Raw genomic sequence first — 23,865 nt, 5'->3', positions numbered from 1 at the left:
TTGACGGTGCTTGGCGATGACTAAACCGGCGGCGGTGATTTTCGACGGCACGCCGCTGAGCATCGAGGCCGTGATCGGTATCGCGCGCGGCACGGCCGCCGCGGTGCTGAGCGAGGCGGCGGAATTTATCGCCCGCATCGATCGCGGCGCCGGTTTCGTCGATACCTTGCTGGCCGAGGAAGGTTGCGTCTACGGCGTCACCACCGGCTACGGCGATTCGTGTACCGTCGCGGTGCCGGTCGAATTGGTCGGGCAATTGCCGGTGCGTTTGTATCGCTTTCACGGTTGCGGTTTGGGCGAGGACTTCGATCCGGAACAAACCCGCGCCATTTTGGTGGCTCGCCTGACCAGTTTGGCGCGCGGTTACTCCGGCGTGCGCTATCGCTTATTGCAACACCTGACTCTATTGCTGCGCCGCGACATTCTGCCGTTGATCCCGCAAGAAGGCTCGGTCGGGGCCAGCGGCGATCTGACGCCGCTGTCCTATCTGGCCGCCGTGCTGGCCGGCGAGCGCGACGTGCTGTACCAAAACCGGCGCCGGCCGGTCGCCGAGGTTTACGCGGAACTGGGCATTGCGGCGCTGGTCTTCAAACCCAAGGAAGCCTTGGCGATCATGAACGGCACGGCGGCGATGACCGGTCTGGCCTGTCTGGCCTTCGGCCGCGCCGAATATCTGTCCCGGCTGGCGGCGCGCATCACCAGCCTGGCGGTCACCGCAATGCAAGGCAACGCCTACCATTTCGACGCCAAATTGTTCCAGCTCAAGCCGCATCCCGGTCAGACCAAAGTCGCGGCGCGGATTCGCACCGATTTGCAATGGCACGCGGAAATGCCGCGCAACGACAGCCGTTTGCAGGATCGCTATTCGCTACGCTGCGCGCCGCATGTGATTGGGGTGTTGGAAGACGCCTTGCCTTGGTTGCGGCAAATGATAGAAACCGAGCTGAACAGCGCCAACGATAATCCGCTGATCGATGCCGACGACGAGCACGTGTTGCACGGCGGGCATTTTTACGGCGGCCATATCGCGTTGGCGATGGACACCATGAAAACCGCCGTCGCCAACATCGCCGACTTGCTGGACAGGCAGCTGGCGCAACTGGTCGATCCCAAATTCAATCACGGCCTGCCGGCCAATCTGGCGGGCGAGGCCGGCGAACTGGCGCCGCTCAATCACGGCTTCAAGGCCGTGCAAATCGCCGCGTCGGCCTGGACCGCCGAAGCCCTGAAATTGACGATGCCGGCCAGCGTATTCTCCCGATCCACCGAATGCCACAACCAGGACAAGGTCAGCATGGGTACGATTGCCGCGCGCGACTGCCTGCGCATCCTGGAATTGACCGAGCAGGTGGCGGCGGCGGCATTGCTGGCCAGCGTGCAAGCCGTGGAATTGCGCGGCGGCGCGCTGTTGTCCGAGCCGTTGAGCGACACCTGCGCCGATCTGCGCCGTCTGGTCGCGCCGCTGACCGAGGACCGGGCCTTGGACGGCGAATTGCGGGCCTGTCTCGACGCGATACGCAGCCAGCGCTGGTCTTTATATGACTAAGTCCGTGCTGGAAGCCGAAGTCGCCATCGATATCCCGTTTCACGATGTCGACATGATGGCCGTGGCCTGGCACGGCCACTATTGCAAATATTTCGAAGTGGCGCGTTGCGCGCTGTTGGACAAGATAGCCTACAACTATCCGCAAATGCGGGACTCCGGCTTCGCCTGGCCGCTAGTGGATCTGCGCATCCGCTACGTCAAACCGGCCCGTTTCGGGCAGCGGGTGGTGGTAAAAGCCAGCCTGCGCGAATGGGAGTATCGTTTGAAAATCGACTATCTGATCCTCGACCAGACCAGCGGCGATCGCTTGACCAAGGGCTATAGCGTGCAGGTTGCCGTCGATTTAAACAGCGGTGAGTTGTGCTGGCAATCGCCGCCGGTGCTGCTCGCCAAATTGGGCTTGGTGTCGCCGTGTTCCGACTGAGCCTGGTAATGCTGATGTTGCTCGTGCCGCCGGCCTGGGCCGACGACGTGTTGGACCAAGTCCGGGCGATACTGCAACCCGAGCCGATCGCGGTCGGCCATTTTCGGCAAACCAAGCAACTGGCCTTCCTGCAACAACCTTTGGTGTCGGAAGGCGAATTCGTTTACGCCCAAAGCGGTGGCGTGATCTGGAATACCGTCAGCCCGGTCGCTTCGACGGTATTGATCGGCGGAGACCGGATGGTTTCCGAGCAGGGCGAGCAAGCCCTGCCGCCCAGTTTCGGCCAATTGATACCGGCACTGTTGGGCGGCGACTTCGCTCGATTGCGGACGGACTTCGAGATTCAAGGCAGCGTCCAGGCCCGGAGTTGGCGCTTGCAGTTCCTACCCAAGGACCCGCTGCTCGCCAAGATCGTCGCCGAACTGGTACTGTCCGGCGATAGCGACTTGCGCGGCTTCGATATTCTGGAAAGCGGCGGCAACCGTTCCAGTACCGTCTTCGAACAAATCAGCCATCCGGCCCAACTGACGCCGGCACAGGCGGCCGAATTTGAACGTTTATCGCCCTAGGCTGTATGCGCTGATTTGGTGTCTGGCGATGACTGCGCTGGCTTGGCAGGCGGCGCGCGACTGGTCGCGGGATTGGCTGGAAACCGGTTTCATGGCCTTGCTGCCGGTCGCGGAACAACGCCCGGACGTGGCCGAGGCGATTGCCGCGCGGAATCGGCAAATCCAAGGCAAGCTGATTTGGCTGGCCGGCGCGGCGAGCGCCGATCAAGCCGTCGCCGCGATTCGGCAAGTCCACCGCGAGCTGGCGGCCAGCGGTTTGTTCGCGAGTTTGCCGCTGGAACGCGCGGCGGACGTTGCGGCGCCGGCCTATCGGCGTTGGTTTGACTATCGCTATCAGTTATTGGACGACGCCACCCGGCAAACCCTCAGCCAAGATCCTGCCAAAATCGCCGCCGAAAATCTGGCCTGGCTGTACAGTCCGGTCGGCCAATTGCAGACCGCCGGCTTGGAACGCGATCCCTGGCTACTGTTCAACCGCTATCTGCGGGCCCGGCAGCCGTTGGCGGCCAGCCTGCACCAAGGCGTCCCGCTGATCAAGCGCGACGGCCGCTACTGGGCCCTGCTGATCGGCGAATGGCCGGATAGCGACCTGAAACTGGATAAACTGGGCACCCTGCTAAGCCTCAACCAGCGGCTGACCGGGCAAATCGCCGAGCAGGGCGGCGAGTTGCTGGCGACCGGCATGCCGCTATTTACCGCCCATGGCTCGCATAGCGCTCAGCAAGAGATGTCGCTGATCGGCGGCGGATCGACGCTAGGCTTGCTGATCTTGCTCTGGGCGGCGTTCCGCGGCCCGCGGCCCTTGCTGCTGTCGTGTCTGGCGGTCGCCGCCGGCTTGTTCGCGGCTTGGGTATTGAGCCTGCAACTGTTCGGCAAGCTGCATATTCTGACGCTGGTGTTCGGTTCCAGCCTGGTCGGGGTCGTCGTGGATTATGCGCTGCATTTTTTCTGCGACGGCATGGGCTTGCCGGATTGGACGCCGCGCCAGGGCTTGGCCTATGTGCTGCCCGGCATCGGCTTCGGCCTGTTGACCAGCTTGCTGGGCTACGCTGGTTTGGGCTGGTCGCCATTTCCGGGCTTGCGAGAAATCGCCGCGTTTTCGGCGATCGGTTTGATCGTGTCGTGGCTGACTGTCGTCGCGGTGTTCCCGAGCTTGCTGGGCGGCTTTCGCATGCCGCATCGGCCGGCCGTGTTACGGTTGACCCGTTATTGGCAGCAAGTCTGGCCGGGTTGGCTTAACCGCCATCGGATCGCGCTGGCACTAAGCCTGGCGGTCTTGCTGGTCGGCGGCTTGACCCAATTACAGCCCAAGGACGACGTGCGCCTGTTGCAATCGGCTCCGACCAGTTTGCTGGCCGCCGACGCCAAACTCAAGCAAGTGCTGGCGATTGGCTACGACAGTCAGTTTTTTCTGGTCAGTGGCGCCGATCAAACAGAATGGCTCGCCAACGAACATCGGCTGCTGGCTGGTTTAAACGGCATTCGCGGGCAGGGCGGATTGGCGGGTTACGACGCGATCAGCGCGGCTTGGCCCGATCCGGAGCGGCAGCGCGCCGATTACCGCTTGCTGCAAACCACGCTGTACGACAACGTGAGATTGAAAACCTATATGACGGGCTTGGGCTTCAGCGCCCAAGCCGCGGCCGAGGAAGCCCGCCAATTCGTCGCCGCCGAGGCAAGGGTCTTGCCGCTGGCCGATTGGCTGGCCGCCGCCGATCCCGGTCAGCGCGGCCTGTGGCTGGGTTGCGATGTTGGTGCCTGCCGTAGCGTGGTGGCATTGAGCGGCGTTGCCGATCTGGCCGGTCTCGCCGCGGCGCAAAACCTGCCAGGGGTGGCCTGGGTGGATCAGGCCGGGCAAATGTCGGCGCTATTCGCCCGCTACCGCGCGATGGTCACCGGCTTGTTGCTAGGCGTGTGCGGCTTGTTGCTGGCCGCGCTGGTCTTTAAATTGGGCTGGCGCAGCGGTTTGCAGGTCATGGCCGTGCCGGCCGTCGCGATGGCGGCGGCCTTGGCGATATTGGGCTGGCGCGGCGAATTGTTTACCTTGTTCAATCTGTTCGCGCTGATGCTGGTGCTGGAAGTCGGCGTCGATTACGCGGTGTTCTTTCATCTGGCCGGCAGCGAACGGCGCGACTCGACCGGACTCGCCGTCACGCTGTCCGCATTCAGCACCTTGCTGGCCTACGGACTCCTGGCGCTCAGCTCGACCGCCATCGTCCACGCCTTTGGCCTGACCCTGGCGGTCGGCATCACCACCGCATTTTTACTGGCGCCGCTGGTTGGTTTCAGCGCGCGGCCGAGCCGGATTTAACGGTGTGGGTTGGGATGGCTTTTGTCGATTGAATCAGCTGACGAGTCGAAAGAGTGCTGGGTCTCCGCGCGACAGTCTTTGGCGATCGGTCAAATACGAGCGGGTTTAGCTGTACGCCTAGATTCCGTCGCCCAAGTCGGCGCTTCAATTCTGGAATATATCGATAGAGCAACCACGAACGGCCGCATTCGCGACTGAAACTAAAAACTCGGCGTCAGGCATATAACGACGGATTGCCAACTCTCCGGTTAGCCGTCTGAACCATAACCGGGGTTTCACTTTAAATCGTCGATTTTCTGTTCAAATCAATGGCGTTACTTTTAGCTGCCGGTGAGGGTTACTAAGATGCCCATGCCGAATCGATTTCTCGCGAGCTGCCGCTTCGTTAATCTTATCGAGCGGCGATTCGACTTCGTTTGTTTTAATTGGAAACATATGTTGACACCGGTTGAAAATTGACTATGTAGATCGGTAAATTCCGGCTGAAAATGGGCCACAGGCTATTAGCCTGTCCTGTCCAAACATCAGACAGGTGCTTAGAGGGTGGCAATCATGATCTTTTACGCCAAAATCAGGCGGATGGTTTTCCGCGACCAGTTGTCCATCATTGAGATTGCCAGAGATGCACGAGTCTGTTCCGCAATGCCAAGAAATGGCCGAGAATGGCGAATGGTGCCGAGCTGACTTATCAACGCCGTGCCATGCCGGCACCGAGAAGCAGGGCAATGGAGTTCATCGTTGACGGGGTGCCGACCCCTAGACCGGTGTAGTCAACGCAAATTGACAAATACAGTCTGCTATCCAACGGATTCGACACTATATCGTGAGCGCGGCGCCAAGCTCATTTTCGCGGCGCGCGGGAAAGGTTACGAAATGCCGGCACCGTGGTCGCTGGTCGGCGGGGAAGGCGTTTTTAGTCGCTGGAAATTGAATACTAAGGCGATCAATAGGGAAAAATTTCCCCATTCAGGCATAAAAAAACCGGCGGTGAAGCCGGTTTAGTATAGCGCAAGCCATTGAATTATGGCGGAGAGCTAGGGATTCGAACCCCAGGAGGGGTATAAGCCCTCAACGGTTTTCAAGACCGCCGCTTTCGACCGCTCAGCCAGCTCTCCATGAGCCGCGTATTTAACCAGAAGTTTTTTTTGAAATCTAGTATTTTTTGTGGCTTGATGACGATACGGACTCGAATCGCGGTGGCGGAATTTTCTAAGTGTTTGTTGGTAATTGCAAAATCGGCGCGGATGTTGGCGGCTTTGGCGGTCCGGGCCGGCTTCGAGGTGGTCGCCGTCGATTGCTTTGCCGATGACGATACCCGGCAAATCGCAAATCAAACTTATCGGGTGCGTTCATTGGCCTGGGACGACATCAAGCTCGCGGTAATTAACGCCCGTGGGCGCTTCCGGATTGCCGACGTCTTGTACGGGAGCGGCTTTGAAACGCATCCGGATAGTTTGATGAAGCTGGCGCGGGATTGGCGATTGCTCGGCAACCAGGCCGATACTTTTTGCCGGTTGCAGGATAAACGGGATTTTTTTGCGTTGCTGACGCGACTGGCGATACCTTATCCTCAGGTTGTTTTCCAGGCGCCGACCGAGGCGGGCGAATGGTTGCGCAAGCCTTGGCGAGGCGAGGGCGGTTTGGGCATCGCCAGATTGATGGAGTCGGAGCGGCGGGATGCGAGCGGCGAGGGGTATTGGCAACGTTACGTCGACGGCATCGCGATGTCGGCGTTGTTCGTTGCCAATGGCGAGTCGGCGCGGGTGGTGGGATGGAATCGGCAATGGCGCGCGAATTTAGGTCCGGACTTCGCGTTTGTGTTTGCCGGTGCCGTCGGCTCGGTACCGATACCGAGTGAGGTGTCGCAAGCCTTGCGAACAGTCGTGGTCCAATTAACGGCTGAATACGGTTTGCGCGGCCTGAACAGTTTGGATTTTATGTTGGTACCCGACGGTTTTCGGGTGTTGGAGCTTAATCCCCGCGTGTCGGCTAGCGCTCAGCTTTACGGCGACGATTTGCTGGTATCGCATCTGCGCGGAAGTCTTGGATTGTCGCTGGATAATGTCGCATCGGCACCGGTGTCCAAGGCGGTGCGTACCGTGTTCGCTGATCGGAACCTCCGTGTCGCCGACGATTTTTCTTGGCCGGACTGGGTCGCGGATAGGCCGCCAGGCGGCGCTTTTTTTGGCGCGGGCCAGCCGATATGCAGTATTATTGCGGCCGGTAAAAATTCGGGCCTGGCGATGCTGCAGTTACGCCGCCGGTTACACATTCTCGGAACATTATTGGAAACAGGTCGTTAATCTCATGCAATATCAGGCAAGCGTCAATAAACTTACCCAGCCCTTGGTTCAAACATTGTTGGATAACGCCGACAAGCTGCGCTTGGGTGTCGAGCGCTTGGAAAACGGTTGCACAATTATCGACGCCGGAATCAATGTACCAGGCGGTTTGGAAGCCGGGCGAATCATCACCGAGATTTGCATGGGCGGCATGGGTACCGCGACGATTTCGCAGAGTTCCTACACCGCTCATTGGCCGCTGACGATCAATGTCCATGCAACCAATCCGGTATTGTCCTGTTTGGGTAGCCAGTATGCCGGGTGGAGTTTGTCGCACGGCAAATATTATGCTTTGGGCTCCGGCCCGGCGCGGGCGCTTGCCACCAAGATCAAGGACGGCGTGGTCGAACCGGTCGAAGAACTGTACAAAGAGCTGGAATATCGGGATGTCGCCGAGCGCGCGGTTCTGGTAATCGAAAACGATGCGGTCCCACCGCTCGAAATCGTCGAGAAGGTTGCAGCCGCGTGCGGTCTGGCGCCGTCAGCCTTGACCATCATCGTCACGCCGACCAGTAGTCTGGCCGGCGGTGTGCAAGTTGTCGGCCGGGTTTTGGAAGTGGCGATGCACAAGGCTCATGCCTTGCACTTCCCACTGGAAAACATCGTCGACGGTTCCGGTAGCGCGCCGATTTGCCCGCCGCATCCGAATTTCGTCAAGGCGATGGGACGTACCAACGATGCGATTTTGTTCGCCGGTCAAGTCCATTTGTTCGTGAAAGGCAGTGACGAAGCCGCCGAAAAACTGGCTAAAGAATTGCCCAGTTCCACGTCGAAAGATTACGGCAAACCGTTTGCAGAGATTTTCAAGGCTTACGAATACGATTTTTTCAAAATCGACGCGATGTTGTTCAGTCCGGCCAGCGTGATCGTCACGGCGGTCGACTCCGGCAAAAGTTTCCGGGCCGGCCAATTGGATAACGCGCTGTTGGACCTATCTTTCGGCCTCTAAGCCTTTTTCCTTTCGTTCGAATAACGCGGCTTCCAGCCGCGTTTCCGTTTTTTACGTCCTTAAATTATTTTGCATCGAATCGCGATTATCACCGACGACCCCGGCTGGCATGGCAAGCAATTGACCCACGCTTTCGCCGGTCTGGGCTATTCCGCCGACTTCGTGTCACTCACGGCATGCAGTTTCCAATTGACCAACTCGGGTCTGCCGATCGCGTTGCCCGGCTACCCCGATCATTTGCCGCGCGCGGTATTCGTGCGCGGCGTGCCGGGCGGTTCGCTGGAAGAGGTGGTGTTTTATCTGGACATCTTGCACGCGTTGAAAATTGCTGGCGTGCCGGTGTACAACGATGCCGGGGCGGTCGAACGTAGCGTCGACAAAGGCATGACCAGCTTTTTACTACAACAGGCTGGGCTGGCGACCGCCACCACCTGGGTGACTCGCGACCGCGAACAGGCGCTGGCGGTTGCGGAACAGGAGTTGCGCGACGGCCATTTTCTGATCAGCAAGCCCTTGTTCGGTTCGCAAGGCGAGGGCATTCGCCGCATCGAAAAGTCTACCGACTTGTTGTGGTTGACCGGCAGTCGCGGCATTTATTATTTGCAACGTTTTATCGAGTGCGACGGCGACGGTTATTCGGATATCCGGGTGTTTGTCGTCAACGGTCGCGCGGTAGCCGGCATGCGGCGGCGCGGGATTTCTTGGTTGAACAACGTGGCGCGGGGCGCTACCTGCGAATGCATCGAATTGGACGAGGCTTTGGCGGCCTTGGCGGTCGCGGCGACCGAAACTCTCCGCATGGACTACGCCGGTGTCGATATCATTCACGACGCCGAGGGGTGTTACCGAGTGATAGAAGTCAATAGCGTACCGGCCTGGAAGGGTTTACAAAGCGTCTGCGATATCGACGTCGCCGCTTGTTTGGCCAGCGATTTGGTTGAACGTTATTTGCATTGAGATGGCCGTTATCGATCGCCAGTCTTTGATGGAGGCTTATAGCCAAGCCTGCGAGATCGAATTGCAGGCATTCAAGCCGGGTAACGTCAGCATTTACAGTTCCGCGCACGATATGACGGTCGACGACTTTCGGATTAGCGCCCAAGTCAGCCGCGCGCCGATCACGAATCCAGACTTCAGCTTGGGTGAAAAAATCTATCACGCGGTCGCCGCGACCCGTCAGGCTGTCAATTGCAACACCAATTTGGGGATTATTTTGCTATGCGCGCCGGTTTTGCAGGCCGCGGCCGGCTTGGCGGCCGGCGACTCGTTGCATGCAGCGCTGGCGCGGGTGTTGGAAACAACCACGCAATCCGACGCGGAGTGGGTGTTTCGGGCTATCGAGCTGGCTGCGCCGGGCGGATTGGGGACATCGGATGCCCACGATGTTCGCGAGACGCCGAATGTGACCCTGTTGGAAGCAATGGACTACGCCGCCGAGCGCGATTTAATCGCCGCCCAATACGTTAATCGGTTTAAAGACGTTTTTGATTTTTCGGTTTTACGATATAATCGTGCTTTCGTTTTGTCTGGCGATTTCGGCTGGTCGGCGTTGGCGGTGTATGCTGCGATATTGGCCCGGTTTCCCGATAGTCATGTCGAGCGAAAGTATGGACAGCAATACACAGAGTGGATTAAGGGGGAAATGGTCGAGCTCGAAAGAGCTTTGCAGGCAGCCTTCGCGCCTGACAAGTTGATGCCGGTTCTATATGAATTGGATAAAACTTTCAAGGCAAAAAAAATCAATCCAGGCACAACTGCGGACCTGACGGTCGCAACCGTGCTCGTGGTGCTTCTGGAACAATTGGTTAGCGGTACAAGCGGCTAACCGTTGATAGACGGACCTAGACCGAAACGACAATTTAAGGACATAACAGTGTCTATTTTTTGGTTCAATCTTATCTTAAGGGGATAAATTTAAAATGGCTAAAATCAATAACTTACGCGTTGGTGAATCTTTGGTTGGCGAAGGCAACGAAATTGCCCACATCGACTTGATCATCGGCCCACGCGGTTCCGCGGCTGAAACTGCTTTTGCAAACGCTCTGACCAACAACAAAGACGGTTTCTCTACTCTGTTGGCGGTTGTCGCTCCTAACCTGATGGTTAAACCAGCGACCATCTTGTTCAACAAAGTGACCATCAAAGGTTCTAAACAAGCCGTTCAAATGTTCGGACCTGCTCAACGCGCTGTTGCAATGGCTGTTGCCGACTCTGTTGAAGACGGTACTATCCCTGCTGACGAAGCTGATGACTTGTTCATTTCTGTTGGCGTATTCATCCACTGGTTGGCTGAAGACGACGCAAAAATCGAAGAATTCAACTACAAAGCGACTAAAGAAGCGATTGAGCGCGCTGTTGCCGGCACTCCGACTGCAAAAGAAGTCGTTGCTGCCAAATCTGGTGCAAAACACCCATTTGCTGCTAACAACGTTTAAGTTTAAGACGCGAAGGTTGTTAAAAATACCCCGGCTTGCCGGGGTATTTTTTTGTCTAAAGGTTTTCCAGATCCGGGCCGGTCAGCGCACCGTTATGTAAGGCGCTGGCTACCAATGCGGCGCGCACGCCGATTTCGGCCAGCCGGCGCAAATCGTCGCGGTTACGCACGCCGCCGGCGGCCACGAAGCACCGGTTCGGATGGCGGATCTGCAATTCGCTTAACAAAGTGCAGTCGGGACCGCCATGACCGCCGACCTTATCCAAGGTCATCGCTATGACGGTTTCCGGCCAGTAGTTCGTGAACCTCTGCCAGCCAGGGTCGCCCAGCGCGCGCTGGTGTTTGAAATCCAAGGATAGAATGGCCGAGCCGCCGGACAAATCGAAGGCTTGGCGTTGCGATTCGGTACCGACCACCGGCCGCAGATTTCCGCGAGACGGAATGGCGACGGCCGGGCCGCCGTCGTCGATCCAGAACGTCAGATCCGCGAAGGTTTCGGCTAGCTTTAGAATCTCGCGGCGGTGGCTGCCGCGAGCCTCGATGGCGTCTAGGTCCGCGATGTAAAAGGTCGTAAAGGCATGCAGATTTAGAAATGCCTCGACCACGGCGATCGGCTCGCTGGCTTCGCAGATCGACGATTGCGGATGTACAGGCCGATAGCGGCTACGGTCGCCGCCGGCAGCCAACACGACTTCGCCGTCCTTTAAATCGATTACCGGAATAACCTGCATCGCACCGACCATGAAAATTTTGGTGTTCGAATATATCACCGGCGGCGGTTTTGCCGGTCAGTCTTTGCCGGCCGGCTTGGCGGCCGAGGGCGGGCAGATGTTACAGGCATTACTGCACGAACTGAAGGCCTTGCCCGGTATTGAGTTGACGGTGATGCTCGATAGCCGCTGCCAACGCCCCAATGTATTGACCGAAGCGGAGGTCGTGCGCGTTAACCATCCGGACATCCGCACCATTCTGCCCAAGCTGTTGAATGCCACGGATTGCTTTTGGCCGATCGCGCCGGAGACCGACGGCATTCTGCATACCCTCGCCGAGATCGCCGCCGCCAACCGGACTCCGACCCTGTTGTCCGACCCCGCCACGCTGGCGGTTTGCGCGGATAAGCTGGCGAGCTACCGAGTGTTTTGCACGCTAGGCTTACCGGCCGTGCCGACCCGAAGCCTCGTCGACGATTTCGCCGATTGGCGCGGACGCTTGGTGGTCAAGCCCGTCGATGGCGTTGGTTGCGAGGGCGCTCGGTTACTGACTACCGAGCAATTTTCCGATTGGCGCAATCGCTGCTCCGATCCGATGCGTTATGTGGTCCAGCCCTATTGCGAAGGTAGACCTTCCAGCTTGTCCGCGTTGTTTGCCGGCGGGCGAGCGTGGTTGCTGAGCGTCAATCGCCAACTGATCGAGGTGGTCGATGGCGGCTTCGCGTTGCGCGGTTGTCGGGTGAATGTCGCGGTTGCGTCGCGGTCCCTGTACCAGGGATGGCTGGATCAATTGGCGGTCGGTTTGCCGGGTTTGTTCGGCTACGTTGGGGTGGATTGGCTGGAAACCGCCGACGGCGGCGGTCAATTGTTGGAAATCAATCCGCGTTTGACCAGTTCCTATGCCGGGGTCGGCCAAGCCATTGGTATCAATGTCGCCGAACAAGTGTTGCGTTGCCTCGACGGCGTGCCGGAAAGTTTTCAAACCGATAGCCAAACCGTCGATATTATTTTCAATCATTAAACGAATTCATGGCTCAACGTATCGCGGGATGGGATATTGGCGGCGCCCATGTCAAATTGGCGCTATTGGACGAACACGGCGGATTGAGCGGGGTCGAGCAACGGCCGTGTCCGCTGTGGAAGGGCTGCGATTATCTGGCCGCGGTACTGGCTGAACTGGACCAGGCCTACGGTTTGGCCGATTATCGCCACGCGGTGACGATGACCGGCGAATTGGCGGACGGATTCACCAGTCGCGAACAAGGCGTGCGAGCCATTGTCGCCACCATCGGCCAGCGCTTTGGTTACGATCGTATCGAGGTGTTTGCCGGCCGGGCCGGCTTTCTCGGCGGATCGGACGTCGCGCCGGCCGATACGCTGGCCATTGCCTCTGCCAACTGGCTGGCCAGCGTATTTTGGCTGGCGGAGCAGTTGCCGGATGCTTTGTTCGTCGATATCGGCAGTACCACGACCGACCTGTTGCTGATTGAAAACGGTTGTCCGCGAATCGAAGGCTATACCGATTATCAGCGTTTGATTTCCGGCGAATTGCTCTATACCGGTGTCGTTCGTACCTCGGTGATGGCGCTTGCCGACACGGCCGAATTCAACGGGCGGCAACAAGGTCTGATGGCCGAGCATTTTGCGACAACCGCCGATATATACCGGGTAACCGGCGATTTGCAGGAGCACCACGATCAAACCGAGAGCGCCGACGGTGCCGAAAAAACGCCGCAAGCCAGCGCCAGACGCTTGTCCAGGTTGACCGGCTACGATTTTGTCGAAGCCGATTGGCCGCTGTGGCAGGCGTTCGCCGCCCGCTTGAAAGACGTGCAAAAGCAAAAGGTGACTCGCGCTTCGCTCGCGCGAATGCAACGCGCCACCCGACTGCCGGTTTGGGTTGGCGCCGGCGTCGGCCGGTTTTTGATCAGGGAGATTGCCGATGACTTGGGCTACGCGTACCGAGATTTTTCGGAGTTGCTGGCGAAGCCAAACGGCGAGTGTTCGCGCTTGGATGCCGCCGATTGCGCACCGGCGGTCGCGGTGGCATTGTTAGCGGATCGGCGTCGGCATGCCGGACAACCTTAAAGTCGCGACCGTTTACAATTTCTGGGCGGCGCTGCACCTGCGGACGATTGAGAAAATCAAAACGTAAGAATATGCTTACAAAAAGGATGGAAGTATTTCTAGGCTTAATCACTCGATTTATCAAGCCATCCGTTAAGGTATATCGACTAAACTACACGCGCGGCGAACGGATGAATTTTAAATCGCTGTAATTAAAAAATGACAAAAATGGGTTGGGGTAATGCTCTCGTTTCTTTGGAAAAATCGCGAATTGGAAGAACTCAAGCTGCAATTGGCCGATGCTCACCGGCAAATTCAACAGCAGACCGATGAGTTGGAGCAGTCGCGTCTTGCGTTACAGCAGGCGCACGCCGGCAACATGGCACTGCAAGCGGCGCACCAGCGCGATTTAGGCACGATTGCCCATTTGCAGAACTTCGGCCAATCCTTGCTGAATATGCAGACCAGTCTGCTAACCTTGGCCAACCGGCTGCGCGACGAAAAAGACAATGCCATCGAAGCCCAGGGCATCTCGATTACCAGCAGCGAGGCCATTAAGCGGATTTCCCACAACTTGGTCGAATTGGCCGACGGTTCCAGCCATGCCGCCGAACAAGCCGGCTCGCTGGATCAAAGTTCGCGGGAAATCATCGGCGTGGTCAAATTAATTCGCGACATCGCCGATCAAACCAATTTATTGGCGCTGAATGCGTCGATCGAGTCCGCTCGGGCTGGCGAGCAAGGGCGCGGCTTCGCTGTGGTGGCGGACGAAGTGCGCACCCTGGCGCAACGTACCGCCGAAGCGACCAATAAAATATCGGCGCTGGCCGAATCCATCCGCAACGCCAGCGGCGGTACCCGCGAGCAAATGAGCCAGTTGGCGGACCACGCCAGAACGTATAGCGAGGAAGGTCAACGCGCGACCGGCACGATGCGCGAGCTGTTGGACTTTTCGGTGACGATGGAAAAAGTGGTGGCGGCTTCGTCGCTGCGCAGTTTCTGCGAATTGGCCAAATTGGACCATTTGATTTACAAGTTCGAAGTTTACAAAGTGTTGTTCCGCTTGTCGTCGAAGACGATTCGGGACTTTGCCGAACATACCGAGTGCCGCTTAGGCAAGTGGTATTATCAGGGCGAAGGTCGGGCCTGCTTTTCCAAGCTCCCAGGTTATTCGGAAATCGAGCAACCGCACATGACCGTGCATCAGGCGGCGCTGAAAGCCTTGACGGCTCATACTGCCGGCGACGATCAAACCATGCTGGCCTCGGTGGGACGGATGGAACAGGCCAGTTTGGATGTGCTCAGCAATCTGGAGAAAATCGCCCACAGCGCCGAGGTCGATGCCGGCGTGTTATGCAAAGCCCATTGAGCCGCCGCCGTAGAGTCTCAAAACCCCAGTACGCTTCGTAAATACAGAAAGGCCAAGGTCAAATAAACCGCAAAGCTGACCGCCAGCAACCAAGGCCGGCGGCGCGGACTTGCCCAAGCCGGCAAATGCGGCGGCAGCAGGCGGTGATTCAGCCAATACAGTAGCGGTGGAAACAGGATGGTGCCGGCGAAGCCTATCACGGCGCTGGTCAATATTAGCGGGCCGGGCGCGTCCAACTGCATCGTGAAGCAGGTAATCAGCGTTAACAATCCCAAAAACAAATAATACCAGCGCCGCGCCGGCCAGCGTTGCGCGGCCGGAAACAGCGTCAGCACGATGTCGGCCTGGATGCGGCTGACCGCATCGGCGGTGGCCAACCAGGTGTCGGTTAAAAACGCCGCCGCCACTACCAGGAACAACAGCCTGCCGATTTCGCCCCAACTGACCGCGAAGAACTGGCTTTGAACGACAGCCAGTTCGTATTCTTGCGGCAACAGGCCTTTGGGATAGAGCAGCGCATAGGCCAGTAGGCAGGTCATCAAGGTCGTCAACAAATTGCCGAGGATGCCGACCAGAATGTCGGCGCTTAAGAAGCGCCGCCAGGTTTGCCAGCGTTCGGCGCTCTCGGGCTCGTCTCGCGGCAGAAAGCCGTCGCTGAGTACCGCTTCCTCGCTACCGCCCAATCCGGTAATCCGGCCGACCCAGGCGGCCATGCCGGCGCCTTTGTCGCGCAGCCAGTACGAATAAAACAAAATCCAGAAGCCGCCCAGGCCCGCAAAGGTGATCGCCGTCAATAATTTGCTGGCGTCGCCGGCTTCCCAAGGCCGCGCCATTGCCGCCGTCGGTCCCAGCAAGCCGCGCGCGAACTCGGGCAGCGTGGCGGTTACGTCGCTTTGCAGGCAGGCCGACAACAAACCGACCACGGTGATCACCGCGACCAGCTTCATGAAGCGTTCGATCAAGGTGTAAATGACGCCGCTGGCCAGGATCGCGGCCAGAAATACCGCGATGGACAAATAGCCCCAAAACAGACTTTGCTCGCGTTGGCTCCAGCCGTCCGGCCAATGCGTTAATTCGGCCATCGCGGTGCCGCCGGCCGACGCGAAGGCGCCGAACCAAAAAAACGATACCGACATCAACAGCCACAGAAAGATGCCGAGCCGGCGGTTCAAACGAATGAAGCCGTGAAAGATGCTTTCGCCGGTCAGCAGGGTGTAGCGGCCTATCTCCAGATTTAACGGATATTGCAACAAGCAAGCCGGTACCAGTAGCCAAAGAAAGGTCAAACCGTATTTGGCGATCATGTACGGCCACCAGATCAGCTCGCCGCTGCCTTGCGCCAGCGCCATCCAGACCACGCCAGGTCCCAGGGCAGCCCACCAACCGGGAAAGGCCGGAATGGCGCGGCGAGGAAGAGCATCTAACGGAGTTTTATTCATGGGTCGGAATCGGACGCTGTCAAAAGCCGGTCATTTCCGCAAATTCGCCGGAATTTGGCAAGTCCGGCTTGTCGCTAGCGGAGCATCGGCCGTTACAAAATCGCGAACGTGGCCGGTCCGATTCGGACCGGCCACGGTTTGAGCGGTCTCCAACGCAGGCGGAGCCCTATTCTCCAGATTATTCAAAGTCTAGGTGCAGGAAGGGCTTTAGACCCGATTTTTGACGGAACAGCGTCGCGGCATATTCCACCCCAAACCAGCCACCGATTCCAATCGAAAACCGCCACCGGTTTCAATCCAATGTCGGCCAGGGATTCCAACGACAAAATCACCACTGGCGCCGACAGATATTTATTCGGATGAAGGCTGGGTTCGGCCATAACTAGACAATCAGCACATGCATGGCAATGGCAAATGTATGCTTTAAAGCCGCCATTTAATCCACATCAGGGGTTAGATGTAGTGGAACCAATTTGAGGCTATAGCCAATCCCCTTACATCCTTCAAAAAAATCTGATCTAAATTTTTGCGCATCAAATCCGCCAAGTTTCTTTTGCTTTCCAATCAATACAGATGTGGAATCAAAGATAAGTTGTAATGCGTAGGAAACTACGTCTGGTACTTCAAGTAAAACAACAAAATCAGGTCTGACGCTGTAGTGCCCAACGTTGAAGCTGTCGGGCAAGTCAATACCCGTGAGTTTTGAACGTCCAGAAACCCTCTTTTGATACCTGAAAGGATACGGTGGTCGACGATCTGCATGGCTGGCATTTAGCTCAAAGTCGATCCAAAGATGCTCAATATCACCACCATATTCTTGGGAAAGATATTTACTGATCTCATTAAACGGCCCCCGAATGCTGTCACATATCGTCATTGTTTGCTGATCACAAACATTGGCAGTGATCGAAACATGCATATGTTTATGCCTTAGGAGAATTTTGCCGCATACTCACGACATAGAGTAATTTGCGAACCAAGGCTGATCCACCCTGAATAAAAACGGGAGTCATGTGGATCACTTGGGCGCACATCGATAGAGCCAACAATGCTAATGCGTTTATTTGCTTCCTTGAAGCGGACAGTCTGATACCAACTAATGTCCTGTTCGTTATTCCAATTTCCATGTGTCTTAATCAGCCACCTTCTCAGTTCAAAAAACGCCAGAGATGGCGGCTCTGTTTCTAAGTAGTCGAGGCTTGCAATAAGATTTTTGCCATACTCAGGGTTGGTATTATCTGCTTTTAGCACAAGCGCCGCCGTGTAACGCCCGTCGTCGAGAAGAACTGATAAGCAGTCCCCTGCCTTGAAAGGAGCCTTCCGGACAACCAATCGTGGCAGTGCTGAAGGTTTTGACTTAGGTACAGCAATCTTGGCGAAGAACTTGTTAAGCGCCTCCTTTCTTTTTGCCAGAGCTTTGGAATCCTCGCCCCAACGCCCAAGGCCGTTTCCCAACTGTAAATCTTTACGCACTCTTTGAAGGATGCGATTTTCGAGGCTTCCGTAAGTCCATTGGACGTGAGCGAGCGCGAGCCAAAACAACGGAGCATCATCTTCGTCATTTTCAAGTTCTGAGAAATGTGAAAGTGCAGAATCAGTCGCGATGGCGACGGATTCACCAGCTTTGATGCGATCCTTTACGAATCCAACAACATCCGAAACCGTATCATCTTGTAGTATTCCAACGCCCCAAGCACCCATCTTTATGCCTTATTCAGTTACCTTGCTCAGCCGAGTATTGACGGTCAAGTTGACGCGCTGATTAGGCATCTTGATCGTCACGGAGTCCAACCCTTTCTATGAATTCTTCAATGCTGCGCGATACGCGACAAGCACTATCTAGTCCTGCTATGCAATCGACCATAACAATAGGCCAAGGTTTGGGGCGCCCCATATCGAAGGCGATGGATTCTAGCCCACCGTTGCTACCGAAGAAGAATAAGTCTGGGTATTCCTTGCGGTAGTTGTCGTCTCGCCACAATTGGATTGCAAAGGCGACGTCAAACAACTGAAACCAGAGTGGCTCAAGAGCCAACTCGCCTTCACCACCGTTTGAGTAGCGGAGGAGCTCTATGTACTCAACTGGTAGTTCGAACGGGAGAGCACTGTTGAGTTCGACGATGTGTGACAGCGATGCGCCATCAACTTTTCGCCACTCACGGCCAGGTTCAGACAGTAATTCAGCTACAGGGCGCACGGATGTCTACGTAGAGCTACGTTTCATGATTAGCATATGATTTCCCTCTCCGTATATCATCAGTGATAAGTAATAATGGCCGGTAATGGTCAAGTTGCTGCCATTGAATCAGATGGAGCGATAGTCTGCAACGGGTCGCAAGCCGTCATTCACTACTGGCAGAATCGTTTGGTAATCGATGGCCGACTTTGGATTGGAATCGGTGGCGGCTTTGCTGCCGGAATGCCTGGCGGTTTTGAAGTCGGAATCTGTGGTGGTTTTGTTTGGAATATGCACTCGCGGCATATCCGGCGACGCTGCCGGTCGCAAGCCCCGTGAACTGTGATCGGCATCACTTTTCGGGAACTCGACTAAACTTACTCGTGCTTGGGAAATGCCGGCGTAGCCGGAGCTTAGCCTTTCCGCAACTTGGCATTTTTCCTGCTGTCCAAGGGTGATCGCCAAATCCTTGGCGAAGGTCGCCGGCGACGCGATACGCGCCGGCGCGAAGTAGGGCGGCGCACCGACAGCGTCGCCGGAAATCGGGAGGTAGCCATGAAGAAGTGGACTGTCTTTTTTGGAAGGTGCGGATTACTGGGTGTGGTTTGCGGAATATTGATCGTCGCGGAACCCGGATACGCGGACAGCTCGGATAAACTGGTATTGACATTATCCGACGCCGGCTTGGCGAAGTTCGATGCCGCCGCGCAAGCCGGTCAGTCGCCGTCGCAAACCGCCGACGAACTACTGCCGTTGCAGAAATCCAAACCCCGGCCGGTGAATCTGGGCTGCGAGGTCGATGTTAATCAATACGGCGTGGACAACAATGCGTTGAGCAGCCGATTGACCGGCGAGTGTAATTTTCGCTATCGCTACTGATCTAAGGCGAGCGGGATTAGGCACCCACACGCCAACCGCGCTTGCCAGGATTATTCCCGTAGCAATTGCTCGCACAAGGCCGGTAACGGCGGCGGGACGGAAACCGGGCCTGGCGCCGGCGTTTTGGCTTCCTCGGTAAACCACCAAGCCAGGCTGGCGTCGCAGCCGTCGCCGGCCGGCAATGGCTCCTGGCCTTGGCATGCCGGGTTGTCGGCAGGGCATTTCAAACGCACGTGAAAATGATCGTCGTGCTTCCACCAAGGTCGAATCTTGCGCAGCCAGCCGCTGGCGCCGGGCTGTTTGGCGTCGCACAAATTTTGTTTGACGGCCGGATGCACGAAAATGCGGTCCACCTCCGGACGTTGTGCCGCAGCTTCCAAGACTTGGGCGTGGTTGGGCGACCAGGCGCGCCGGTCGATGCGGTATGCGCGCATATCCACCACCGACGGCGCGCTCCACGTTTCCCGTTCTTCGGCGGACAATACGCGCCGGTCGGCTTGCTCCGAAAGCAAAAACCAAATATCCACGTCCAGGCCGGATTGGTGGCTACGGTGGCCGCTGAGCGTTGGGCCGCCGCGAGCTTGTCCTAAATCGCCGATCAACAAGGTACCAAGCTGGCGGTCGCGCGCGGTTTGGCCGAGCGCTTGGATGAAGCCGATCAGTTCGGCATGGCCGTAATAGCGTTGCCGGGACAGCCGCATCACCTGATAACCCGGCCCTTGGAGCGGCAAGCTTGCCGCGCCGGCGATACAGCCGTTGGTATACGAGCCGATACTGAAACTCCCGGCGGGACGCGACGAAGGCGCTTTGATCGCCGCCCAGTCGGCGGCGGTGGAACCGGCGGCGGGCGCGGCGAAAACCGATACAGCGGATAGTAAAGTTAGGAAAGCACGAATCGAGAACATAAGATAGCCGGCGGTAAACAGTCCCGGCATTTTAAACCAGCCGGCGGGGGAAAGGACGTTCGACACGCCAGGCATCGCCGATGGGGCCCCGGTTCCGCCGAGTTTTTTCCGGATTTATCCCGAAACGCCTCGCCTGACCGACCGGGAGGCAACGATCCCGCTTAAACATCGAGCGTTCTAGTTTCAACAAGCAGCGATCCGCCGCCAACTGGCACACTTCTATGTCAAACACCGGCCCGTCTCGACTTGACAAGCATCGGTCCTACTCAAAGAGAGAACGTTCTATCCCAAACAGACACGGTTCGCTCCGCGACGCCGGCGTTTCTCTGTTTAATGTAGTGTGGTCCGGTTTGAACAGGCATCGTTCCCTGTTCGTTGCAGAACGTTGCCTGTTCAACAGAGAACGGCGAGTGTTCAGTGGAGAAGATTATCGGTTCAACAGCCAAAGCTGCCTGTTCAATCGAGAAATGTGCTGGTTCAACATGCAACCTTGCTTGTTCGGCCGAGAGTGATGCTCGTTCAACGGACAACGGCGGTTGTACGAACCAGAACCCGATGCGTTCGAACTGAAATGCTGTGTGCTTACATTAAAATGGCGAGGTTCGAACCAAGCACGACTCCGGTTTTGATCGGATTGATGCTGTTCAAAACGCCAGTATCGTTAGCGATAACACTCCATCCGGTGGACATGGGACCACTATCACCCAAAAGCCGAGCACAGAGCCGGCCAAGCCCTAGCATCGGGGACTTCGCACACGTAGGTCTAGTCGGCCTACGGCGAGGCAGGCGCTTAATCGACGATCGATCGCTGCCTGCGCGGTGTCGCACGGGCGGCCGTGGGGTGGAAATCCCGGCCGCGAAGTTTGCGTTGGCCGGGTCGCGTTGGTATGTGTTGGCTCAGTCGTCCCCGAGTTTGGACAAATCCCGCACCGCGCCCTTGTCGGCCGAGGTGGCGAAATGAGCGTAGGCCTTTAAGGCGACCGACACCTTGCGAGAACGCGGCTTGGCCGGTTTCCAGCCCAGCTTGTCTTGTTCGGCGCGGCGTTGGGCCAGTTCCTCGTCGGACAGCAGCACATTGATGCTCCGATTGGGAATATCGATGCGCATACGGTCGCCGTTTTTCACCAGACCGATCGCGCCGCCGGCCGCCGCTTCCGGCGAACAGTGGCCGATCGACAAGCCGGAGGTGCCGCCGGAAAAGCGGCCGTCGGTCAACAACGCGCAGGCCTTGCCCAGGCCCTTGGACTTGATGTAGCTGGTCGGATACAGCATTTCCTGCATGCCCGGTCCGCCCTTGGGGCCTTCGTAGCGCACGACGACGACATCGCCGGCCTTGACTTTGTCGGCAAGGATGTTTTCCACGGCTTCGTCTTGCGATTCGACCACATGAGCGCTGCCTTCGAATACCAGCAGGCTGTCGTCGACGCCGGCGGTTTTGACGACGCAACCGTCCAGTGCGATGTTGCCGTACAGCACCGCCAGGCCGCCTTCCTGACTGAAGGCGTGCTCGAAGGAACGGATGCAGCCTTCGGCGCGGTCGGTGTCCAGGCTGGGCCAACGGGTATCCTGGCTGAACGCGACTTGCGACGGAATGCCGGCGGGACCGGCCATGTAGAAAGTTTTGACCGCATCGCTCGGATTCGCCACCACATCCCATTCCGTCAGCGCGTCGCCCAGGGTTTTGGCGTGGACGGTCGGCACGTCGGTATGCAGTTTACCGGCCCGGTTCAATTCGGCCAGAATCGCCATGATGCCGCCGGCGCGGTGTACATCCTCGATGTGGTATTTGTTGGTGTTGGGCGCGACCTTGCACAACTGCGGCACCGTGCGGGACATCCGATCGATGTCGGCCATCGTGAAAGCAATGCCGGCTTCCTGCGCCACGGCCAGCAGATGCAGAATGGTGTTGGTCGAGCCGCCCATCGCGATGTCCAAGGCAATCGCGTTTTCGAAGGCTTTGAAACCCACCGAGCGCGGCAATACCGATTCGTCGCCTTGTTCGTAATACTGCTTGGCCAGTTCGACGATGCGGCGGCCGGCTTGTTTGAACAATTGTTCGCGATCGGCGTGAGTGGCGACCACGGTGCCGTTACCCGGCAAGGACAAGCCCAGCGCCTCGGTCAGACAGTTCATCGAGTTGGCGGTGAACATGCCGGAGCAGGAGCCGCAAGTCGGGCAGGCCGAGCGTTCGACGGCCGCCAAGTCGGCGTCGGAGACTTTGCTGTCCGCCGCCATCACCATCGCGTCGATCAGGTCCAGCTTTTTGATGTCGTCCGATCCGGCCAGTTTGGTCTTACCGGCTTCCATCGGGCCGCCGGACACGAAGATGACCGGAATATTGATGCGCATCGCCGCCATCAACATGCCGGGGGTAATTTTGTCGCAGTTGGAAATGCACACGATGGCGTCGGCGCAGTGGGCGTTGACCATGTACTCGACGCTGTCGGCGATCAAGTCGCGGCTGGGCAGGCTGTACAGCATGCCGTCGTGGCCCATCGCGATGCCGTCGTCGACCGCGATGGTGTTGAATTCCTTGGCGACGCCGCCGGCGAGTTCGATCTCGCGCGCCACCAATTGACCCAGGTCTTTCAAATGCACGTGACCGGGAACGAACTGAGTGAAGGAGTTGGCGACGGCGATGATCGGCTTGTCGAAATCGCCGTCTTTCATGCCGGTGGCGCGCCACAGCGAGCGGGCGCCGGCCATGTTGCGGCCGTGGGTGGTAGTGCGTGAACGATAGCTAGGCATGGTGGTTCCAAAAAAAGAAAGGCCTTAATTCTACCTTGCTGGATTCTCGGTAGTGCTCGTCATTTCGGCGGGGATTGCCGAAATCCAGACTTCACGGACGGATCGAAGCTTGCCATCCATGGCACTGGATGCCCGCATCCCGGCGGGCATGACGGCGTTGCTTAATCTGACAAAGTAGAATTAACAGCCGGATAAAATCAAAACAATCAAGGACGTGCCGAGTGAAGCGAAGCGCATCAACGAATGCATCGATTGCCAACGATGCGCTTCGCCGCGTTCGGCCCAGCCTCGGTCGGTTCGGTGCCCGTTTGCGATTCCGCGTGCAAGGGCAAACGGACTAAAACGTGTCCCAACCGCTGGAACGGCGCCGCCAGCTGAGTTTGGGCAGAATAAAACCGAGCAGCACGCCGAACAAGGACAGGCCGCCGCCATACAAGAACCAATCCTGGTTGGTACTGTCCGCCAAGGCTTGGTTTTCGCGTTTTAACTGTTGTAGTTCGCGTTCGACGCTGACGACGCGTTCTTGAAGCTGATCGCGTTGCTGCTTCAATTGGATCGCATTCGCGGCGGTTTGTTGCAATTCGCTAAGGTCGGCGCTGAGTTTGTCGCGTTCCTTGCCGATTTCCAGGCTGCCGGCCTGCGCCGATTTCAGTTGTTTGTTTTCCTCGGTCAAGGCTTCCAACTTTTTGTTGGCGGCTTCCAGCTGGCCGCGCGCGCTGGGTTCGCCGGTCAGGTAGCGGCTAAGAATAAAGCCTTCGGCACCGTTGTTGGTCTGGATGTAGGTATAGCCGTTCTCGGTGCTTTCCTGCAACACGGTGACCAATGCGCCGTTCTCCAGCATTTTGACGATTTTGGTGCGCTCGCTCTCGCCGCTACGCAACGGTACTTCGACTTTGTCGGTGACGTAGGCCGTTCGAGCTTCGGCGATACCGCTAAACAACAGGCAGGCGGAGAGGTAGGCAAGGGTTTTTTTCACAGTGGCTCTCAAGGTTGGTCT

The 23,865-nt window shown here is 57.6% G+C and carries 23 protein-coding genes and 1 tRNA gene; 13 read left to right on the top strand and 11 right to left on the bottom strand.

Going from position 1 to position 23,865, the window contains the following annotated elements:
* Window positions 1–16: 16 nt before the first annotated feature.
* The 4 genes from ACQE3E_RS14935 to ACQE3E_RS14920 are packed head-to-tail and all read left to right on the top strand — an operon-like array spanning window position 17 to window position 4,850.
* The gene (locus ACQE3E_RS14935; RefSeq protein WP_427500727.1) at window positions 17–1,546 is read left to right on the top strand and encodes an HAL/PAL/TAL family ammonia-lyase; all 1,530 of its coding nucleotides are present in this window, start codon (window positions 17–19) and stop codon (window positions 1,544–1,546) included.
* Entirely contained in the window at window positions 1,539–1,970 is a 432-nt protein-coding gene (locus ACQE3E_RS14930) for an acyl-CoA thioesterase (protein ID WP_427500726.1), read from the top strand. Before ACQE3E_RS14935 ends, ACQE3E_RS14930 begins: the two co-directional genes overlap by 8 nt.
* Window positions 1,958–2,539, top strand: coding sequence for an outer membrane lipoprotein carrier protein LolA (locus ACQE3E_RS14925; RefSeq protein WP_313729858.1), 582 nt, complete (start codon window positions 1,958–1,960; stop codon window positions 2,537–2,539). Before ACQE3E_RS14930 ends, ACQE3E_RS14925 begins: the two co-directional genes overlap by 13 nt.
* Window positions 2,520–4,850 (top strand): MMPL family transporter, encoded by a 2,331-nt coding sequence (locus ACQE3E_RS14920; RefSeq protein WP_427500725.1) that lies wholly within the window; start codon window positions 2,520–2,522, stop codon window positions 4,848–4,850. Before ACQE3E_RS14925 ends, ACQE3E_RS14920 begins: the two co-directional genes overlap by 20 nt.
* Before the next feature lie 300 nt (window positions 4,851–5,150).
* Here the strand turns inward: ACQE3E_RS14920 and ACQE3E_RS14915 are convergent, their stop codons facing one another.
* Window positions 5,151–5,285 carry a DUF1156 domain-containing protein gene (locus ACQE3E_RS14915; RefSeq protein ID WP_409521116.1) on the bottom strand — a complete coding sequence of 45 codons (135 nt, stop codon included), beginning with the start codon at window positions 5,283–5,285 and terminating at the stop codon, window positions 5,151–5,153.
* A gap of 589 nt (window positions 5,286–5,874) precedes the next feature.
* Window positions 5,875–5,965: transfer RNA gene (locus tag ACQE3E_RS14910), tRNA-Ser, on the bottom strand.
* A gap of 30 nt (window positions 5,966–5,995) precedes the next feature.
* Between ACQE3E_RS14910 and ACQE3E_RS14905 the strand changes: the two genes are divergently transcribed.
* The 5 genes from ACQE3E_RS14905 (at window position 5,996) to fae (ending at window position 10,576) form a co-directional block, all read left to right on the top strand.
* A complete protein-coding gene (locus ACQE3E_RS14905; protein WP_427500724.1) occupies window positions 5,996–7,153 on the top strand; it encodes an ATP-grasp domain-containing protein in 1,158 nt (385 codons plus the stop codon).
* 4 nt (window positions 7,154–7,157) lie between these two features.
* On the top strand, window positions 7,158–8,141 hold the full coding sequence (gene mch / locus ACQE3E_RS14900; RefSeq protein WP_168029684.1) for a methenyltetrahydromethanopterin cyclohydrolase: 984 nt from the start codon (window positions 7,158–7,160) through the stop codon (window positions 8,139–8,141).
* Between the two features lie 69 nt (window positions 8,142–8,210).
* Window positions 8,211–9,098, top strand: a complete 888-nt coding sequence (locus ACQE3E_RS14895; protein WP_427500723.1) for an ATP-grasp domain-containing protein — start codon at window positions 8,211–8,213, stop codon at window positions 9,096–9,098.
* Window position 9,099: 1 nt separating this feature from the next.
* Window positions 9,100–9,966: a triphosphoribosyl-dephospho-CoA synthase gene (locus ACQE3E_RS14890; RefSeq protein WP_281020768.1), complete on the top strand. Its 867-nt coding sequence runs from the start codon at window positions 9,100–9,102 to the stop codon at window positions 9,964–9,966.
* 94 nt (window positions 9,967–10,060) lie between these two features.
* Complete coding sequence (gene fae, locus ACQE3E_RS14885; RefSeq protein ID WP_064024482.1) at window positions 10,061–10,576, top strand: formaldehyde-activating enzyme; 516 nt, start codon at window positions 10,061–10,063, stop codon at window positions 10,574–10,576.
* A gap of 55 nt (window positions 10,577–10,631) precedes the next feature.
* On the opposite strand, the gene ACQE3E_RS14880 is transcribed toward fae, so the two are convergent.
* Entirely contained in the window at window positions 10,632–11,306 is a 675-nt protein-coding gene (locus tag ACQE3E_RS14880) for a HisA/HisF-related TIM barrel protein (RefSeq protein ID WP_427500722.1), read from the bottom strand.
* A 10-nt stretch (window positions 11,307–11,316) separates the two neighbouring features.
* Here ACQE3E_RS14880 and ACQE3E_RS14875 point away from each other — a divergent pair, with 10 nt between their 5' ends.
* The 3 genes from ACQE3E_RS14875 to ACQE3E_RS14865 all read left to right on the top strand — a co-directional run bounded on the left by ACQE3E_RS14875 (window position 11,317) and on the right by ACQE3E_RS14865 (window position 14,721).
* Window positions 11,317–12,306 carry an ATP-grasp domain-containing protein gene (locus tag ACQE3E_RS14875; protein ID WP_313729865.1) on the top strand — a complete coding sequence of 330 codons (990 nt, stop codon included), beginning with the start codon at window positions 11,317–11,319 and terminating at the stop codon, window positions 12,304–12,306.
* Between the two features lie 8 nt (window positions 12,307–12,314).
* On the top strand, window positions 12,315–13,373 hold the full coding sequence (locus ACQE3E_RS14870) for a hydantoinase/oxoprolinase family protein (protein WP_427500721.1): 1,059 nt from the start codon (window positions 12,315–12,317) through the stop codon (window positions 13,371–13,373).
* A 220-nt stretch (window positions 13,374–13,593) separates the two neighbouring features.
* A complete protein-coding gene (locus ACQE3E_RS14865; protein WP_313729867.1) occupies window positions 13,594–14,721 on the top strand; it encodes a methyl-accepting chemotaxis protein in 1,128 nt (375 codons plus the stop codon).
* A gap of 17 nt (window positions 14,722–14,738) precedes the next feature.
* Here ACQE3E_RS14865 and ACQE3E_RS14860 read toward each other — a convergent pair whose 3' ends face one another.
* From ACQE3E_RS14860 to ACQE3E_RS14840, 5 genes are all read right to left on the bottom strand, one after another.
* The gene (locus tag ACQE3E_RS14860; protein ID WP_427500720.1) at window positions 14,739–16,160 is read right to left on the bottom strand and encodes an Nramp family divalent metal transporter; all 1,422 of its coding nucleotides are present in this window, start codon (window positions 16,158–16,160) and stop codon (window positions 14,739–14,741) included.
* 436 nt (window positions 16,161–16,596) lie between these two features.
* On the bottom strand, window positions 16,597–17,079 hold the full coding sequence (locus ACQE3E_RS14855; RefSeq protein ID WP_313729869.1) for a hypothetical protein: 483 nt from the start codon (window positions 17,077–17,079) through the stop codon (window positions 16,597–16,599).
* A gap of 11 nt (window positions 17,080–17,090) precedes the next feature.
* Window positions 17,091–17,861, bottom strand: a complete 771-nt coding sequence (locus ACQE3E_RS14850; RefSeq protein ID WP_313729871.1) for a hypothetical protein — start codon at window positions 17,859–17,861, stop codon at window positions 17,091–17,093.
* 61 nt (window positions 17,862–17,922) lie between these two features.
* Window positions 17,923–18,357, bottom strand: a complete 435-nt coding sequence (locus ACQE3E_RS14845; RefSeq protein WP_313729872.1) for an SMI1/KNR4 family protein — start codon at window positions 18,355–18,357, stop codon at window positions 17,923–17,925.
* Between the two features lie 108 nt (window positions 18,358–18,465).
* Entirely contained in the window at window positions 18,466–18,801 is a 336-nt protein-coding gene (locus ACQE3E_RS14840; protein WP_313729873.1) for a hypothetical protein, read from the bottom strand.
* Between the two features lie 90 nt (window positions 18,802–18,891).
* Here ACQE3E_RS14840 and ACQE3E_RS14835 point away from each other — a divergent pair, with 90 nt between their 5' ends.
* Window positions 18,892–19,215, top strand: a complete 324-nt coding sequence (locus ACQE3E_RS14835; protein ID WP_313729874.1) for a hypothetical protein — start codon at window positions 18,892–18,894, stop codon at window positions 19,213–19,215.
* A gap of 50 nt (window positions 19,216–19,265) precedes the next feature.
* On the opposite strand, the gene mepA is transcribed toward ACQE3E_RS14835, so the two are convergent.
* The 3 genes from mepA to ACQE3E_RS14820 form a co-directional block, all read right to left on the bottom strand.
* A complete protein-coding gene (mepA, locus tag ACQE3E_RS14830) occupies window positions 19,266–20,120 on the bottom strand; it encodes a penicillin-insensitive murein endopeptidase (protein ID WP_313729875.1) in 855 nt (284 codons plus the stop codon).
* Window positions 20,121–21,017: 897 nt separating this feature from the next.
* Window positions 21,018–22,868 carry a dihydroxy-acid dehydratase gene (gene ilvD, locus ACQE3E_RS14825; protein WP_427500719.1) on the bottom strand — a complete coding sequence of 617 codons (1,851 nt, stop codon included), beginning with the start codon at window positions 22,866–22,868 and terminating at the stop codon, window positions 21,018–21,020.
* Window positions 22,869–23,205: 337 nt separating this feature from the next.
* On the bottom strand, window positions 23,206–23,844 hold the full coding sequence (locus ACQE3E_RS14820) for a TIGR04211 family SH3 domain-containing protein (RefSeq protein ID WP_064024449.1): 639 nt from the start codon (window positions 23,842–23,844) through the stop codon (window positions 23,206–23,208).
* Window positions 23,845–23,865 lie beyond the last annotated feature (21 nt).

The organism is Methylomonas sp. MED-D, from assembly GCF_050276835.1.
In the GTDB taxonomy this organism is placed as follows: Bacteria; Pseudomonadota; Gammaproteobacteria; order Methylococcales; family Methylomonadaceae; genus Methylomonas; species Methylomonas koyamae_A.
Note: the sequence above shows the minus strand (reverse complement) of the source record. Positions and strands in the feature narration are given on the sequence as shown.